This is a genomic window from Okeanomitos corallinicola TIOX110 (assembly GCF_038050375.1).
In the GTDB taxonomy this organism is placed as follows: domain Bacteria; phylum Cyanobacteriota; class Cyanobacteriia; order Cyanobacteriales; family Nostocaceae; genus Okeanomitos; species Okeanomitos corallinicola.
Window position 1 is genome coordinate 2,250,747 of sequence record NZ_CP150886.1, and the last position, 15,999, is coordinate 2,266,745.

At 37.7% G+C, this 15,999-nt stretch carries 12 protein-coding genes and 1 tRNA gene; 5 read left to right on the forward strand and 8 right to left on the reverse strand.

What is annotated here, in order from left to right:
- The first annotated feature begins 478 nt into the window (after positions 1-478).
- Together WJM97_RS09775 and recR are read left to right on the forward strand one after the other, a co-directional pair.
- Positions 479-2,527 (forward strand): pentapeptide repeat-containing protein, encoded by a 2,049-nt coding sequence (locus WJM97_RS09775; protein ID WP_353932845.1) that lies wholly within the window; start codon positions 479-481, stop codon positions 2,525-2,527.
- Between the two features lie 248 nt (positions 2,528-2,775).
- Entirely contained in the window at positions 2,776-3,333 is a 558-nt protein-coding gene (recR, locus tag WJM97_RS09780; RefSeq protein WP_353932846.1) for a recombination mediator RecR, read from the forward strand.
- Here the strand turns inward: recR and WJM97_RS09785 are convergent.
- On the reverse strand, positions 3,330-3,935 hold the full coding sequence (locus WJM97_RS09785; RefSeq protein WP_353932847.1) for a gamma-glutamylcyclotransferase: 606 nt from the start codon (positions 3,933-3,935) through the stop codon (positions 3,330-3,332). The genes recR and WJM97_RS09785 overlap by 4 nt on opposite strands.
- 248 nt (positions 3,936-4,183) lie before the next feature.
- Here WJM97_RS09785 and dacB point away from each other — a divergent pair, with 248 nt between their 5' ends.
- Positions 4,184-5,650 carry a D-alanyl-D-alanine carboxypeptidase/D-alanyl-D-alanine-endopeptidase gene (dacB, locus tag WJM97_RS09790; RefSeq protein WP_353932848.1) on the forward strand — a complete coding sequence of 489 codons (1,467 nt, stop codon included), beginning with the start codon at positions 4,184-4,186 and terminating at the stop codon, positions 5,648-5,650.
- Between the two features lie 8 nt (positions 5,651-5,658).
- On the opposite strand, the gene WJM97_RS09795 is transcribed toward dacB, so the two are convergent.
- Positions 5,659-5,743: transfer RNA gene (locus WJM97_RS09795), tRNA-Ser, on the reverse strand.
- Positions 5,744-5,801: 58 nt separating this feature from the next.
- Positions 5,802-6,731, reverse strand: a complete 930-nt coding sequence (locus WJM97_RS09800; protein ID WP_353932849.1) for a TIGR04168 family protein — start codon at positions 6,729-6,731, stop codon at positions 5,802-5,804.
- Positions 6,732-6,904: 173 nt separating this feature from the next.
- Here WJM97_RS09800 and nadA point away from each other — a divergent pair, with 173 nt between their 5' ends.
- Entirely contained in the window at positions 6,905-7,867 is a 963-nt protein-coding gene (nadA, locus tag WJM97_RS09805; protein WP_353932850.1) for a quinolinate synthase NadA, read from the forward strand.
- Positions 7,868-7,917: 50 nt separating this feature from the next.
- On the opposite strand, the gene WJM97_RS09810 is transcribed toward nadA, so the two are convergent.
- The 4 genes from WJM97_RS09810 to mfd all read right to left on the reverse strand — a co-directional run bounded on the left by WJM97_RS09810 (position 7,918) and on the right by mfd (position 13,624).
- Positions 7,918-8,862 carry a hypothetical protein gene (locus tag WJM97_RS09810; RefSeq protein ID WP_353932851.1) on the reverse strand — a complete coding sequence of 315 codons (945 nt, stop codon included), beginning with the start codon at positions 8,860-8,862 and terminating at the stop codon, positions 7,918-7,920.
- Between the two features lie 193 nt (positions 8,863-9,055).
- Positions 9,056-9,436 carry a type II toxin-antitoxin system HicB family antitoxin gene (locus tag WJM97_RS09815; RefSeq protein ID WP_353932852.1) on the reverse strand — a complete coding sequence of 127 codons (381 nt, stop codon included), beginning with the start codon at positions 9,434-9,436 and terminating at the stop codon, positions 9,056-9,058.
- A gap of 5 nt (positions 9,437-9,441) precedes the next feature.
- Entirely contained in the window at positions 9,442-9,999 is a 558-nt protein-coding gene (locus WJM97_RS09820; RefSeq protein WP_353932853.1) for a Uma2 family endonuclease, read from the reverse strand.
- A 145-nt stretch (positions 10,000-10,144) separates the two neighbouring features.
- Entirely contained in the window at positions 10,145-13,624 is a 3,480-nt protein-coding gene (gene mfd, locus WJM97_RS09825; RefSeq protein WP_353932854.1) for a transcription-repair coupling factor, read from the reverse strand.
- Positions 13,625-13,924: 300 nt separating this feature from the next.
- Here mfd and WJM97_RS09830 point away from each other — a divergent pair, with 300 nt between their 5' ends.
- Positions 13,925-15,235 (forward strand): hemolysin family protein, encoded by a 1,311-nt coding sequence (locus tag WJM97_RS09830; RefSeq protein ID WP_353932855.1) that lies wholly within the window; start codon positions 13,925-13,927, stop codon positions 15,233-15,235.
- A 333-nt stretch (positions 15,236-15,568) separates the two neighbouring features.
- On the opposite strand, the gene folB is transcribed toward WJM97_RS09830, so the two are convergent.
- On the reverse strand, positions 15,569-15,934 hold the full coding sequence (gene folB, locus WJM97_RS09835) for a dihydroneopterin aldolase (RefSeq protein WP_353932856.1): 366 nt from the start codon (positions 15,932-15,934) through the stop codon (positions 15,569-15,571).
- Positions 15,935-15,999 lie beyond the last annotated feature (65 nt).

Here is a 15,999-nt window from a genome sequence, read left to right on the forward strand (position 1 = left end):
CTGACGGTATAATACACCCTGATTAAGGGTTTGGTGCGTTACGGACTCTGTTCTAACGCACCCTAAAATTTTTGAGATTTTTTTTCACGCAGAGGCGCAGAGTCGCAGAGAGTAAGAGTTTCATACTTCAATTCAGCAATGCCGTTTTTTTAAATCTCTTGTTAGATTATTGCTGCTACAGCAGATTGCAAATCAATGAGGTACAGAATCAAAATTGAAACCTATACACAAAGACGGTTTCACTCTTGAATCCTGTACGGGTGAACGGCCCCCCTACTCCTGAATTCTGCTGTATTTTTGGCAAAATTCGACAAGCAACCACTAATTCACGTAAACTAATCAAAATATTGATTTACTACTATCTAGAAATTAACAGAATTGGGTGAAATCTCCTCTGCACAAAATTTTGTGAAAATTCAGGTAGTTTTCACCATAAAACGGTATAAAATCTCATTCATATACTTTTGCTGATGGGATTATGCCACCTGACTATTCTGGTCAAATTTTGAGAGGACGTTCTTTTAAAGGTCAAAACCTCACAGGAGCTAACTTTAGCAACGCTGATATTAGAGGAGCAAATTTTACTAATGCTATTCTCATAGGTGCTGACTTTACAGGTGCTAAGGCTGGACTACCAAAGCGTTGGGTAATTGGGTTGCTGATAGCTACCTTGGTAATGTCTGTAATTTCAGCGTTTTTCTCAGTCCTTACCAGTGCATTAATAATATCTATTTTTCAGGGTGGTTTTGTTGAGGATAGTAGTGAAAGCTTTATTATTGGAATAACTAGCTTAGTTGCTGTAATAGTTTTTTTTATTATTGCTATTCGTAAGAGTTTAATTGCTGGAGCCATCGCCGGAGCCATCGCCGGAGTCATCGCCATCGCCGGAGCCATCGCCGGAGCCATCGCCGGAGCCTTCGCCATCGCCTTCGCCTTTGCCGGAGCCATCGCCGGAGCCATCGCCGGAGCCTTCGCCATCGCCGGAGCCATCGCCTTCGCCGGAGCCTTCGCCTTCGCCGGAGCCTTCGCCTTCGCCGGAGCCATCGCCTTCGCCGGAGCCTTCGCCTTCGCCGGAGCCATCGCCATCGCCGGAGCCGTAGTTTGTACACTATTTAGTGCTTATATAGGCTGGCGAAGTGTGAAAAGAGGGGAAAAAGATATTTGGATTCGCTCATTTGCCATTGCCTTTGCTGCTACAGGTGGCACAAGTTTTTATGGTGCTGATTTAACCGATGCTAATTTTACTGGTGCAACCCTAAAAAACACAGATTTCCGCACAGCAAATCTCACCCGCACTCGTTTTTATGAAGCGAAAGAACTTGATTTGGCTAGACCAGGTGAAACAATATTAGCTAACTGTGCTGTTCTCAATTTGCTTGTGACTTTAAATGGTAGAGAAAAATCTTACCTTGGTGCAAACCTCAAAGGTGCAAATTTAATAGGTGCGGATTTAAAAACCGCTAATTTGAAAGGTGCTGATATTTTTGCAGCTACCTTTGCCGAAGCTATTTTAGAATATGCAAATTTGACTCTCACTCAAGCTGTAGGTACTAATTTCACCAAGGCTCAAATGACGGGTGCTTGTGTGGAAGCTTGGAATATTGAAAGTACAACTATCTTAGATCATGTTGATTGTCGTTTTGTCTATCTTTTAGAAAATCCCAAACCTCAAACAGATGACCGTGAACGTCGTCCCAGTAGTGGTGATTTTCAGCCAGGAGAATTTACTAAATTATTTGAGGAGGTTCTGAATACTGTTGATTTGATTTTCCGAGATGGAATTGATTGGAAAGCTTTTGTTAATGCCTTTAAGGAGGTAGAAGTTCAAAATCAAGATGTAGAATTAGCTATCCAGAGTATTGAAAATAAAGGTGATGGGGTAGTTGTTGTTAAGGTTGCTGTTCCTGAAGGGACTGATAAGGAAAAGATTCACAGCGATTTTACCGAAAATTATCAATTAGCATTAGCAGCAGTAGAGGAAAAATATAAGGCATTATTACAAGCAAAAGATGAAGAAATTAATTTTCATCGTCAACAAAGTGGTAAAATTCCAGAAATGATTATGGCATTAGCCAAACAACCTATTAATATTGAAGTTAATAATAACCAGGGAAATAAAAATATGACTAACAGTAATGATTCCAGTCGTAAATTTGAGAATAGCGGAACTTTAAATAATAGCGGACAAATTAATTTAGGTGAAATCAGTGGTACGGTAACAAATACTATTAATGAATTACCATCTGCACCTGAACCAGAAAAACCAGGCATTAAGGAATTATTAACCCAACTGCAAACAGCAATTGAAACCGATACAGATTTAACAGATAAAGATAAACAAAAGGCACTCAAACAAGTTAAATCTTTAGCTGAAGCTGCCCAAAATCCCCAAGAAAAAGAAGATTTAGCAGATACGGCAATCACAATGTTAAAAGGGGTTATTAGTGGTTTACCCAGTGCTGCAAGTTTAGTTAAACAATGCAGTCAAATTTTACCTTTAATTTCGAGTTTTTTGGGTTTGGGGTAGAAATGTTGTAGTTAGGACGGGTGGTAGAACCTCCTTTCAGCATTCCCAGTCTCAGACCGGAAGAGAATGGATAGAAAACATCTTCTAAAACTTCCCATAAATGTCATCATAGTAAATATCAAAACACTCAGCTATCAAGTTCAAACCCAATTTTTTCCCAGCTGATACCTGATAGTTGACTACTAATCACGATAAAAGGAGATAAAACTACGGTTTACGCACGTCCCTTAGCCCGGTTAATTGAACAATTGCAACGTCTACCCGGAGTTGGTCCCAAGTCTGCCCAGCGTCTAGCGTTGCATATTTTAAAGCGTCCAGAATCAGAGGTTGAGGCTTTAGCACAGGCCTTGATTGATGCCAAAAAACAAGTAGGTTTATGTCAGGTTTGTTATCATCTCTCCTCTGAACCTGTATGTGATATCTGCCGTAACCTTAACCGGGATAATACAACTATTTGTGTGGTTGCAGATTCCCGTGATGTGATTGCTTTGGAGAAAACCCGCGAATATAAGGGTAAGTATCATGTTTTGGGTGGGGTAATATCTCCAATGGATGGTATCGGTCCGGAACAGTTGACAATTCAAGCTTTAGTCAAAAGAGTTAGCCAGCAACAGCCAAAGGAAGTAATCATGGCTATTAGTCCCAGTGTGGAAGGGGAAACAACGACTTTATACTTAGGTCAGTTGTTGAAACCATTTACTAAGGTGACAAGAATTGCCTTTGGTTTACCAGTGGGTGGTGATTTGGAATATGCTGATGAAATTACCCTGGCTAGGGCTTTGGAAGGTCGCCGTGAGTTAGATTAGGTTTGTAGAGGGTATTTTTGGGCAGGTATTTGATTAAACTGTTGTAGTTTGTGCATTTTATTAAATAAATGCCAGCAGTATTCCTCTGGTAGTCCACAGGTAATCGCCCCTCTTAATACTACGTTAAAGTACCAGTCGTTAGGTGCTAATTCTTCTTTAAGTTTGTTGACTACTACGTATGTACGAACATTTTTATATGTTTGGTTTCGGCAGTGAATATCTACTATTTCTTGACTGTAGAGACCTTGGCTTACTCCTTCCCGTTTGTCTAGGTTGTCACTAAGTCGCAGAGGTAATTGATAAAGAACTCCTGTAACTAAGGATGTGGAATCTTTGACAACATCTAAAACCCCACATTGACGATTGGGGGAATAACCATAAAATCTTAGTTGATATTCTTTTAATATTCCCGGTCCGATGACGTAAGGGTGGGTATTCTCTCCGAGGGATCGCTTTAAATCCACTGGACACATACAAGAACCATAGGCAAAATAATAAAATGTGGGTTCTTTTTGCCATAATTCTTCCTGTTGGTTCGCTATTTTGGCAGGATTTTGAGATGTTACCCAACTGTGTTTTACTTTTCCACTCTGATTACTCATCTAGCCCTGGCAGTGGTAAATTAAGAATATTACAGCAGCTTTCAGATTATGCCTAACAGCAATCAAATCCTTTGTTTGTAAGGATCTTTGATTATTATTTGTACCTCATTGATCTGCAATGTGCTGTATCCATCACTTTATGATAATACAAATTTCCATCTAAATATAGATATTTTTATGAATTTATCATGACTTTATGAGTTTTTTGCTTATAAAATACTATATTCGGGAATACCAACTGACAAATTATGTTTTATAAAAACGTCTCTATTAGCCTAATTTCGTTACTTATAGGCATCCAATTTAATTTAGACCAACAAATAGCCCAAGCACAAACCAGAAACCAACAAATAACTAACCAAAAATCTATTTGTCCTGCTCAATTATCATCTTCTATAGATAATATTATTAACCGTCCCGTATTTAAAAGGATGCGTTGGGGAATTTTAATTAAACCCCTATCATCGCCACAAAATCTTTATAGTCAAGAATCAGAAAAATATTTTATTCCTGCATCTAATACTAAACTTTTTACAACTGCGGCCGCATTACAAAAACTAGGGGCAAATTTTCGGATTCGCACTTCTGTTTATCAAGATGCTGATGGTGTTTTAAGGGTTGTAGGTAGGGGAGATCCAAGTTTAAAAAATGAACAATTAACAATATTAGCAAAGCAATTATATCAAAAAGGTATTCGGGAAGTTGATCAATTAATTGCTGATGATAGTTATTTTAAGGGTGATGTAGTTCATCCGAGTTGGCAATGGGAGGATGTACAGTTTTATTATGGCGCCCCTGTGAATAGTTTGATTGTGAATGAAAATGCTGCTGTGATCAATTTGTTACCTCAAAAAGTTGGAGAAACTTTAAAAATTAATTGGTCTAATCCCCTAGAATCTTATAAATGGCAGGTTAAAAATAGTTCTGTTACTACTCAGGAAAATGAATCGGGTGTTGTGGAAGTCAGTCGAGATTTACAAGGACAGACTTTAAAAATTAAGGGAAATTTACCTGTAAATGCAAAGCCAGATATTACAGCTATTGCGGTTTTTGATCCAGTAGATAATTTCATCAGCCATTTTCGAGTAAGTCTATTAAAGGAAGGAATTAGAGTTAAAAAAACATCCATTAATAATAGTGATAAAAAAGATCAAGAAATAGCTGCTATTGAATCTCCATTGTTATCTGATCTATTAGTAGAAATCAATAGTAACAGTAATAATTTATTTGCTGAGGCTATACTGAAAACATTAGGTAGTCAACAACTATTAAAGGCAAATCAAACTACGATTGATGCTGGGTTAGAGGTTTTAAATTCTACGTTAACTGAATTAGGAATTGAACCTAATAGTTATATGATTATGGATGGTTCTGGGTTATCCCGGAAAAATTTAATTAGTCCAGAAGCTACGGTAAAACTTTTACAAGTGATGGGAATATCTAACCAAGCAGAAATATTTCGTGCTTCTTTACCTGTTGCTGGTGTAAGTGGTAGTTTAAAAAATCGGTTTTTAAATACTTCTGCTCAGGGAATTGTCCAAGCAAAAACAGGGACGATGATGGGTGTCGTTTCCCTTGCTGGTTATGTGAATGTTCCCAATTACGAACCTGTTGTTTTCAGTATTATGGTAAATCAATCTGCACAACCTGCAAGTGTGGTCAGGAAAGCTATGGATGAAATTGTAGTTCTATTAACACAGTTAAAAAGGTGTTAATTAACCAACGGAGAAGGGGAGATTCGAACTCCCGGAGGTTTTAGCCTCATCCGATTTCAAGTCGGACGCATTCGACCACTCTGCCACCTCTCCAATTTGTCTGTCAGTTTGCCTAAACAAAAAATCTGACAGATAATATCATAGCATATATTTACAGAATTGTCACTGCTGAGGGGGAGGAATTATAAAAAATTTCTTCAGTGACTATTTTGTAGTTGCTATCTACCCAAACTAGAGAAGCTTTTTGTAGGACACCTGATTCTAAAGTTGCTAGAGAAAGATTCCGCAGTTTTACACCGTCTTTTTCGATAATGCGGGGGACATTGGCTGCATTCAGGTAAATTGTTCCCTCTGGACTTGTCACAATGGCTTTGCGGAACACCTTTTTTGTATGCCGAAGGTTGCGGTGCATATGTCCGAAGGTGACTAGGGCAACATTTTTATTCATGGTGAGAGTTTGAGAAATAGCTGCTGCTAAGTCTGGATCACCGAAGTCTCCACCGATGGGGTGCCAATCTTTACCGCAAGGGTCTTCTGGGCGATCGCCTAAACCGCTTGGCCCATTGTGTCCCAGGAAAATTATATTGTCACAGGCAGCACTTTTGACAACTTCTACTATTTTCTCGGTGGATTGTTCCAAGGTGCCGATACCGTACCTTTGCTTACAGATATCTGCAAATCTCCATTCTGAACCACCCCAGGTAAAAGGACGACCACCGACTACTGTTAAATTCCAATCTGGAAAATCTAACTTACTAAAGCCTACATGGGTAGATCCTAATAAGTCTAGTTGTGCTTGTACTCTGTCTTCTTTGGTGCGATCGTAGGGACATTTTTTGCGTCCCCATTCTGTGGCAGTGTACCAAGCATCATGGTTTCCCATCACTACTGCTTTGGGAATATCCAAGGATGCGATCGCTCTCACCACATCTACTGATTCATTCCCAAAATCTCCCACAAACAAAGCTAAGTCCACACCCAAATGTTTGAGTGCTATACCGTCTTCTACTTCCCATTGATCGTGAACATCGCCAATTACAGCAATTTTCAAGGTTGTTAATTGATTTTTCTGACTGGTCATGCCACTTTAAAAAGCCGTATATCTCCAGGATAAGGGACTTCCTAAAAAATAAACAATCGTTCTTGGGCATGGGGCATCGGGTATATTCACCAATCACCAGTCACCCATTTTTGGTGAAAACTACTATAATTAGATTATAAGGGGAAAAAACTTACACAAAGCAGTTACTAATTGTGTTTACAAATACCATAGCTCGACCACAAGCTACACTACCACTAGATTTATTTGCTGCCATTGAGGATCTGAAAAAAGAACTCAATGCGGTGATATTAGCTCATTACTATCAAGATCCAGATATACAAGATATTGCTGATTTTATTGGCGATTCTTTACAATTAGCAAGAGCCGCTGCCCAAACTAACGCAGATGTGATTGTGTTTGCCGGTGTTCACTTTATGGCGGAAACGGCAAAAATCCTCAATCCTGATAAATTGGTATTGTTGCCAGATTTAGATGCAGGTTGTTCTTTAGCTGATAGTTGTCCTCCTGATCAGTTTGCTGCATTTAAAGCTGCACATCCAGATCATTTAGTAATTTCTTATATTAACTGCTCTGCCGAAATTAAGGCCATGAGCGATATCATCTGCACCAGTTCCAATGCTGTGAAAATTGTGGAACAAATACCTGAAGATCAACCAATTATTTTTGCACCAGATCGGAATTTGGGCAGGTATGTAATGCAGCAAACTGGCCGGGATATGGTGTTATGGCAAGGTAGCTGTATTGTTCATGAAACTTTTTCTGAGCGGAAAATTGTCGAGTTAAAAACTATACATCCTGAAGCGGAGGCGATCGCCCACCCAGAATGTGAAACCAGTGTGTTACGTCACGCCAGTTATATTGGCTCTACCGCAGCTTTATTGAATTATTGTCAAACCAGCCCTAGTCAGGAGTTTATCGTGGCTACAGAGCCAGGAATCATCCACCAGATGCAAAAATTAGCTCCTGGTAAACACTTTATTCCTGCACCTCCTGAGAATAATTGCAACTGCAACGAATGTCCATTTATGCGGTTAAACACCTTAGAAAAATTGTATCTAGCAATGAAAAACCGCACCCCGGAAATTACTATGTCAGAAGATATCCGACTAGCAGCACTCAAACCTATGCAAAGGATGTTGGAAATGAGTGTTTAAGTAGGAGAACAAGGAGTCAGGAAAATAATAATAAATTTCTTCCTAATTCCCTATTCCCCACTCCTTTTCTCCGCTTCTTCTTCCGCTGTTTTACTGTATTCTTTATATAATTTTGTGCGAATTTGTGCCTCTTGATGGCGGGGGTGACTGGAGGGAACTTTATTCATTAAATCAGATGCTCTTTGCCAGGTAGCAGCTAACTCTAACCACTGAGTTCTTGTGATAGCAGTTTTTCCATTTGCAGAGGCTATGTTAGCTAATCTTACTGCCTCTGCAAAGCTATCATCACTGTTAGAGTTAGTCTGGCTTTTGTCTGTAGCAGATGATGATCTTTGTGATTGCAATTCGTTTTCTGTTGGCACAGAAGTGGATATTTGTATTGGTAAGAGATTGTTTAAGATTTTGACTAAACGGGTGTTACCCAATCCGTAGATGATGATGATTGTACATAAAATAGTTGAACCAATCATCAGTCTTTTAGTAGCTATTTGCTGTTTATTTTTGAGGTTTAATAAAGATAGAGATTGAGGTGAAATTGGTTTTCCTATTTTCAGGGAAAGGGATTTAAAATCCTGAATTAATTGTTGAAAAATACCGGGTTGAGATAAGATAATTTCCTGTGACCAAAGTAGTTGATTTTCACGGTCTCTGTTAATTTCTTCTAACCACAATAGTTGTTCTTCCCGCACAATACGACTATTAATATTAACCTTGCGAATATTGCGAGGTGCAATAGATTCTAATATTTGCTGGATCTTTTCTACTAGAATAGATTCCTCTAGTTGTTCTACTGTAGGAGCTTCACACAAAAGTTGTAAGACACCGTTAGCAAAAACTGCTCTGGTTCTGACACCGGAGGTAAGTAGCTTTTCGTTTAATATCTGAATAATGGCGGCAACACTGCCCTGATGAGCTTGCCCAGCGATATCATTAATTTTATCTGACATTGGATTTTGAGTTGTTGCTCTTGCACCCTGGACTGTTTCCTGACTCATGAATTTGGGGATTCTGTTGTTGGGATCTTGACCTAGTTTAAGATTTTATGGGTAAATTACAGAAGTTGCCAGATAAGTCATCTCTACATAGGATGAAAAGCCCAGAGTTGAAAGCAAAAAAACTTCCTGGTTATTTGAGCTTAGAATTAACTAAACCAACTAAAGTGTATTAATACGATTAGTTTTCTTTTTATTAATCTGCTGCACTAACTAAAGATACAAGATATTGATTTAGACTTACTCCTTCTCTTTTTGCACTTTCAGCTAAACGATGATGTAATGATTTAGGTAAGCGTAGCAGTAGTTTACCGCTATAGCTATCATCGGTACTGGGTAAAGGAATGTTATCTCCAGCTTCATAAGCAGTTTCTATCCACAATTCTCGCGCTTCATTGATATTTGTCATTGTTTCTTCTAGTGTTTCTCCTTGAGTGAGACAACCGGGTAATTCTTTGATTTGTGCTACATATCCCCCTTCTGCATCTGGGTAAAGGGTGACTGGATATTGAAAGTTTAAATAATATTCTAGGGATGGTTTTTCAATCTGCTTGTTCGTCTGGTTCAATGTTTTCATAATTATTAAAATATCTCATTCACATTAATATTCACATCAGGAAAAGCTAAAATTGATAAACTTTGATTTTTCCCTAACTTCTGCATATCTTGATAAATTCCCTGATGAGGATTTCGATATACTTCTATCACTTCCTGATTAACATCTATTAACCAAACTTCAGGAATATTAGCTTCTGCATATAAAGGAATTTTCACTTCCCGATCATATTTTACAGTTGTATCAGCAACTTCTATTAATAAAAAGATATCTTCTGGTTGAGGATGTGCATTTCTATAAAAATCAGGACGCGGTTTTAATAATGCTATATCTGGTTGTGGTTCAGAAATTTCATCTAATTCTACAGGATTTTGAGGTGCAAGCACTATTTGTTTTCCGAGTAGCTGAATGAGGAGATTAACTAATCTATTTACACATCCTGCGTGTCTTGTTCCAATCGGTGACATATCAATCATTTCCCCCCGAATTAATTCTACTCGATCATTTTCCGACAAAATACCAGATTCAGCCATTTTATGAAATTGCTTAACTGTAAATTGGTGTCTGATTAGTTGTAAAACCATTGTCACCTCTTTGGGGATTTTAATTGAGATGGATAAAGATAGGCAATTTATCAGAAATTATAACATTTTTTGTATGATGTCTTTTTTCAAAATTAGGAATTACCCACCCTACTTTGCGTCTTTGCGTCTTTGCGTGAGATATCAATCAAACTACAGCAACTTCAGGAATCACACCTTGCATTTTAGAAAAAATATCAATCAAAGTTTGCAATTGTTGTTCAACCTTAAACACTCCTAAACCTCTTGCTGTCACCTTACCTGGAGAATAAACAAAACGATTTTTCATCGTATCTGTTAACTTTTCTGCTAACAAATTCCAAGCAGGTTCTTCCATGGGAGTTTCTAAAACTATATGCTGTTTATTCTCTGGTTTAATCCTACTAAAGCCGATATTTTTTGCTAATTGTTTTAATTCCATAATCCGTAAAAGTTGATTAGCGGGAACAGGAATTGCACCATATCTATCAGTCCATTCTGCTGCTATTGCTTTTAATTCTGCTTTGGTTTTTGCTGTTGCTACTGCACGGTAAGCACTCATCTTTTGATCAAGATCAGTGATATAAGTAGAAGGAATAAATGCAGTGAGATTGAGGTCAATTTGGGTATCATCAACTGTGGGTATTTCTTGACCTCTAATTTCTCGAATTGCTTCCTCTAACATTTCCATGTACAAATCAAATCCTATCGCATCCATTTGACCAGATTGTTCTGCACCAAGCAAATTACCCACACCGCGAATTTCCATATCTCGCATTGCTAATTGATAACCTGAACCGAGTTGGGTAAATTCTTGAATTGCTCTTAATCTTTGTCGTGCTGCATCGGATAATTCTCTTTTTTTAGGATAGAATAACCAAGCGTGAGCTTGAATTCCAGCACGTCCTACCCGACCTCTTAATTGATATAATTGGGCTAAACCAAAACGATGGGCATCTTCAATTAAGATGGTGTTAACTCTGGGAATATCTAAACCAGATTCAATAATTGTCGTACAAACTAAGATATCTGCTTCATTATTACTGAAAGTCAGCATAGTTGATTCTAACTCACTTTCATTCATTTGACCGTGAGCGATCGCAAATCTTGCACCCGGTATCATTTCCCGTAAATTTGCAGTTATTTCTTCAATTCCTTCTACTCTGGGAACTACATAAAAAACCTGTCCACCCCGGTCTAATTCCTGTCTAATTGCACTTCTGACAATTTCTGGATTTAATGGTGCTAAATGGGTTTGTATTGGTCTTCTGGTTGGAGGGGGAGTAGTAATTAAACTCATTTCCCTAATTCCCGATAAAGACATATACAATGTTCTGGGAATAGGAGTTGCTGACAAAGTTAACACATCAACTTGAGTTTTTAAACTCTTGATTTTTTCCTTTTGGTTAACACCAAATCTCTGTTCTTCATCAATTACTAAAAGTCCTAAATCTTTAAAACTTACACCTTTTCCTAATAATTGTTGTGTACCTACAACTATATCTAATTCTCCCGTAGCTAGGCGTTTTTGAATATTGCGTTTTTCTTCTGCTGTGCGAAACCGATTTAATAAACCGACATGAATAGGATAAGGTGAAAACCGTTCTTTAATAGTGTGATAATGTTGCTGAGTTAAAATTGTCGTCGGGGCTAAAAGTGCTACTTGTTTACCTGCGGTGACAGCTTTAAAAATTGCCCTAATTGCTACTTCTGTTTTGCCAAAACCGACATCACCACAAACTAAACGATCCATTGGTCTTTCACTTTCCATATCCCGCTTCACATCTTGCACAGCTTTTAATTGATCTGTGGTAGGTTGATAGGGAAAAGAATCTTCCATTTCTTCCTGCCAAGGCATATCTTGGGGATAGGAAAAACCCTGTTGTTGAGAACGGGCAGCATATAATTTTAACAGATCAACTGCTAATTTTTTAATTGCTTTTCTAACTTTATTTTTGGTATTATCCCAAGCCTTACCCGTCATTTTATGTAATGCTGGGGGGTTATCTAAATTAGTTCTAAATCGGGATAAAGAACCAACTTGATCTGCGGCAACTCTTAACACGCCATCAGCATATTGAATCACTAAATAATCACGGGTTTCATTGTTAATTGTTAAACTTTCCAATTTAATAAATTTACCAATGCCATGGCTACGATGAACGACAAAATCACCTGGTCGTAATTTATTAGGATCAACTTGTTTAGAAGTGGCTTTTCTGCGTTTGCGAATGTAGCCAAAATTAGCTAGAGAATGTTGTCCATAAAATTCTCTATCGGTGACAATTACAATCCGATAGGAAGGTAAAATAAAACCTTCTAATTCTGCTAAACCAGAATATTTGAGAGCGACTGGTGTATGATTAATTTGTTGTTTATCAATAGCTTGATAATCACGGGGATTGGGGATAAACTGGGCAGGACAATCATGTTCTTGTAATAATGCTACAGAACGGGATGGTTGGGCGGAAATTAACCAAACGGCAAATTTTCTTTCCCTTTCTTGTCTGAGGGTTTCTGCTAATTTAGCAAATTGATGAGGTGTAACGGGTAAAGGTCTACTAGCTAAATTAGTACCGCTATTTTCTTCGGCTAATTCTGATAAATATAATGTGGGGAAATTACTAATTTCTGGCAAACATTCATCAAAATTCCGGTGATTTTTTGGTAATGTAAATGATAATTGATCACTGATAATAGACCATTGACTTTCAGCATTTTCTACCCAGCGATCGCTATGGGCATGACATTGTTCGACTTCATCAATAGCAACTAAAGTATTTGCGGGTAAATAATCTAAAATTGAAGCGGGTTTATTAAAAGCTAAACCTAAAAAACGTCTACTTCCTTCTAGTCCAGAATTTTCTAATGTTTCTGTATCTAATTCTAAGTCAGAAGTTAGTTTTGAAAATTCAGAATTATCTTTTAATGCAGCAGTAACAATAGGTGCAAAACTAGTGGGAGTTAGAGAAATTTGATTAACTTTATCTAAAGCCGAACGTTGGGTAGAAGGGTCAAATTCCCGAATTTGTTCAATATCATCACCAAACCATTCTAAACGGACTGGTAATTCTGAAGAAACGGGAAATACATCTACAATATCCCCTCTTCTACTCCATTGACCTTCAGTTTCTACTAGAGAAACCCGTTCATATCCTAAAATGGTAATTTTCTCGCTAAATTCATCTAAATCGTATTCCATCCCCTTGTTTAAAGTCAGACAGAAAGATTTAAATGCTGTTGGTGGTGGTAAATGTGGTTGTAATGCACCAACTGTAGCGATAACGGCTGTATTTTTTTTAGAGGCAGGATCACTAATTAAATCTGCTAAAACCTGCATTTGACCCCAATTTAACTCAGTTTCCGGGTCAAAAGGTTCATAGGGTGAGGCTTCCGAAGTGGGGTAAAAATGTACAGTATTCCATCCCATCGCTTCCATTTGGGCATAAACCCGTCCAGCTTCCTCTAGGGTGGCACAAATCACGCATAAATCCCGACTCTCATTATTGGCCAAGGCTGAGGTTACCAGACACTTAGGTAGACGGGAAATACCATTTAACCGCAGTTCTTGATTTTTTTTGAGTTTGGTGTTGAGTTCTGCGGTGAGAGGCGATCGCGCCAAAGCACGCACAATAGAAGAAAAAGCCATAATTGTTACTACAGTGAGAAGTCTTGAAAAGTGGGAAAATTTAGATTTTATTTATATATAGCAGGTGACAGGGAACAGGGAACAGGTGAGAGTGTAAAAGTCTTTTGGTATCTAGGTTTAGGATTGATTAATGTCCCTCATACTTTTCTCTTTGCTATATCCACTATTTTAAAAGTCAGTAGTTGTAGGGAACATGGGTGTAGAGTGTGGGGAAAAGTTAATTCTGACTCCTTCCTCTTGTTTTCCTACTGTCACCTGTCACCTGTCACCTATCCCGGATTTCTCCTGACTCTAAATAAAATGTCATCCATTACTATTGAAATTTTAATCATTTTAGGGCTGATTTTTGCTAACGGTGTCTTTTCTATGTCAGAAATGGCTATAGTTTCTGCCCGTAAGGTTAGATTACAGCAATTAGCTAACCAAGGAAATCTTAACGCCCAAGCTGCTTTACAACTAGCGGAATCTCCCAATCATTTTTTATCCCTTGTGCAAGTGGGGATTACACTAATTAATATTTTGAATGGTGTATTTGGTGGTGCTACCATTGCCCAAAGACTAGAAAAGTATGTTCAGTTAATTCCATTTTTAGCAAAATATAGTCAACCAATTGCCTTTAGTATAGTGGTTTTAGTGATTACCTATTTATCATTAATTATTGGTGAACTTGTACCCAAAAGGTTAGCTTTAAATAACCCAGAAAGAATTGCTGCAACCGTAGCTTTACCTATGAAAGCTTTAGCTGGTTTTATTTCCCCAGTATTGCATTTTTTAACTGTATCAACGGAAGCAGTAGTCAGAATTTTGGGAATTACACCTTCAGAAGAACCGCAAGTTACAGAGGAAGAAATCAAGATTTTAATTGAACAAGGTACAGAAGCGGGGACTTTTGAGGAAGCAGAACAGGATATGGTAGAAAGGGTATTTCGGTTAGGCGATCGCCCCGTTAGTTTTTTAATGAAACCAAGACCTGATATAGTTTGGTTAGACTTGGACGACTCCCCAGAAGAAAATCGTCGCAAAATGTTAGAAAGTCGCTATTCTCGTTATCCTGTTTGTCAAGAAGGACTTGATAATGTTTTAGGTGTTATTCCTGTCACCGATTTATTAGCTAGGAGTTTACGTCATGAACCTTTTGATTTAACAATAGGATTACGTCAACCCATATTTGTACCGGAAAGTACCAGAGGTTTAAAAGTATTAGAATTATTTAAACAAACCGTTACTCATATTGCTTTAGTAGTTGATGAATATGGAGTAATTCAAGGATTAATAACACTCAATGATATTATGAGTGAAATTGTCGGTGATGTTCCCCCAGAACCAGGACAGGAAGAACCTCAAGCAATACAACGAGAAGATGGTTCTTGGTTAGTAGATGGAATGTTACCCATAGAAGAATTTTTTAAACTTTTTGGGATGGAAGAAATAGATAGTGAGGAAATGGGTAATTTTCAAACTTTAGGTGGTTTAGTAATTACTCATTTTGGATGTATTCCCTCAGCAGCAGATTATTTTGAATGGCAAGAAATGAGAATTGAAGTCATGGATATGGATGGAAATAGGGTTGATAAAGTATTAGTTATTCCCAGGAAAAATAATTATGGGTAATAGTTTAATTTAAGTAATTAATAGGGTTTATAAAAAATGGCCGACTCTACAAAAAAATCATCAAGGATAATTTAAAACAATCTATCAGGAATTTTTTCAAACATCAAAAAGATCCCAATTATCAAGTATTGGATGATAATTTCCCACAGAAAGAAGAATACATTCTCTAATTGGAGGACTGGAAACAAGTCTAAAAACAACTCAACTTTTTTTGGCAACCCATAGCTAAAACTTTAGCAACATTAAATGGATTGGAAATTGTCACTGCAAATGTAGATTTAGCTGTCAAGTTTGTGTGTCCTGACAGTTATGTGAGCTATGATGTATCTCAATTTAAATAACTTTGCTTCTAGTCATTTCAATATTAATTTTTCCATTAAAATCAGGTATGGGTGCATGGGGCTTAATTACATTTACTTGTATTCGCTCAACAAGATCATATTGCAGAATAATAGTGTTGGTGATCGCACCTGCTAACCTCTCTAATAAATCAAACTTGGATGTTTTCACTAGGTTCTGCACAGAACTAATCACACTACGATAATCTAAGGTATCTGCAAGAGCATCAGTTTCAGCCACTTTAGTCAGATCCAGCCATAATTTTAAATCTACCTCAAACCATTGCCCCAAAGCCCTTTCTTCTGGTAGATAGCCAATGTAGCCATAACAGCGAATTCCAGTCAAGTAAATACAGTCCATGAAAAATTCAGATAAAAATTTTACATTTTAGATTTTAATGGGAATTGTCTTGTTCTCCCATCGAA

Excerpts from the sequence above, each read along its gene's own strand:
- WJM97_RS09775 (WP_353932845.1), top strand. The coding sequence starts at position 479 with ATGCCACCTGACTATTCTGGTCAAATTTTGAGAGGACGTTCTTTTAAA.
- WJM97_RS09785 (WP_353932847.1), bottom strand. The coding sequence starts at position 3,935 with ATGAGTAATCAGAGTGGAAAAGTAAAACACAGTTGGGTAACATCTCAA.
- dacB (WP_353932848.1), top strand. The coding sequence starts at position 4,184 with ATGTTTTATAAAAACGTCTCTATTAGCCTAATTTCGTTACTTATAGGC.
- WJM97_RS09800 (WP_353932849.1), bottom strand. The coding sequence starts at position 6,731 with ATGACCAGTCAGAAAAATCAATTAACAACCTTGAAAATTGCTGTAATT.
- WJM97_RS09810 (WP_353932851.1), bottom strand. The coding sequence starts at position 8,862 with ATGAGTCAGGAAACAGTCCAGGGTGCAAGAGCAACAACTCAAAATCCA.
- WJM97_RS09815 (WP_353932852.1), bottom strand. The coding sequence starts at position 9,436 with ATGAAAACATTGAACCAGACGAACAAGCAGATTGAAAAACCATCCCTA.
- WJM97_RS09820 (WP_353932853.1), bottom strand. The coding sequence starts at position 9,999 with ATGGTTTTACAACTAATCAGACACCAATTTACAGTTAAGCAATTTCAT.
- mfd (WP_353932854.1), bottom strand. The coding sequence starts at position 13,624 with ATGGCTTTTTCTTCTATTGTGCGTGCTTTGGCGCGATCGCCTCTCACC.
- WJM97_RS09830 (WP_353932855.1), top strand. The coding sequence starts at position 13,925 with ATGTCATCCATTACTATTGAAATTTTAATCATTTTAGGGCTGATTTTT.
- folB (WP_353932856.1), bottom strand. The coding sequence starts at position 15,934 with ATGGACTGTATTTACTTGACTGGAATTCGCTGTTATGGCTACATTGGC.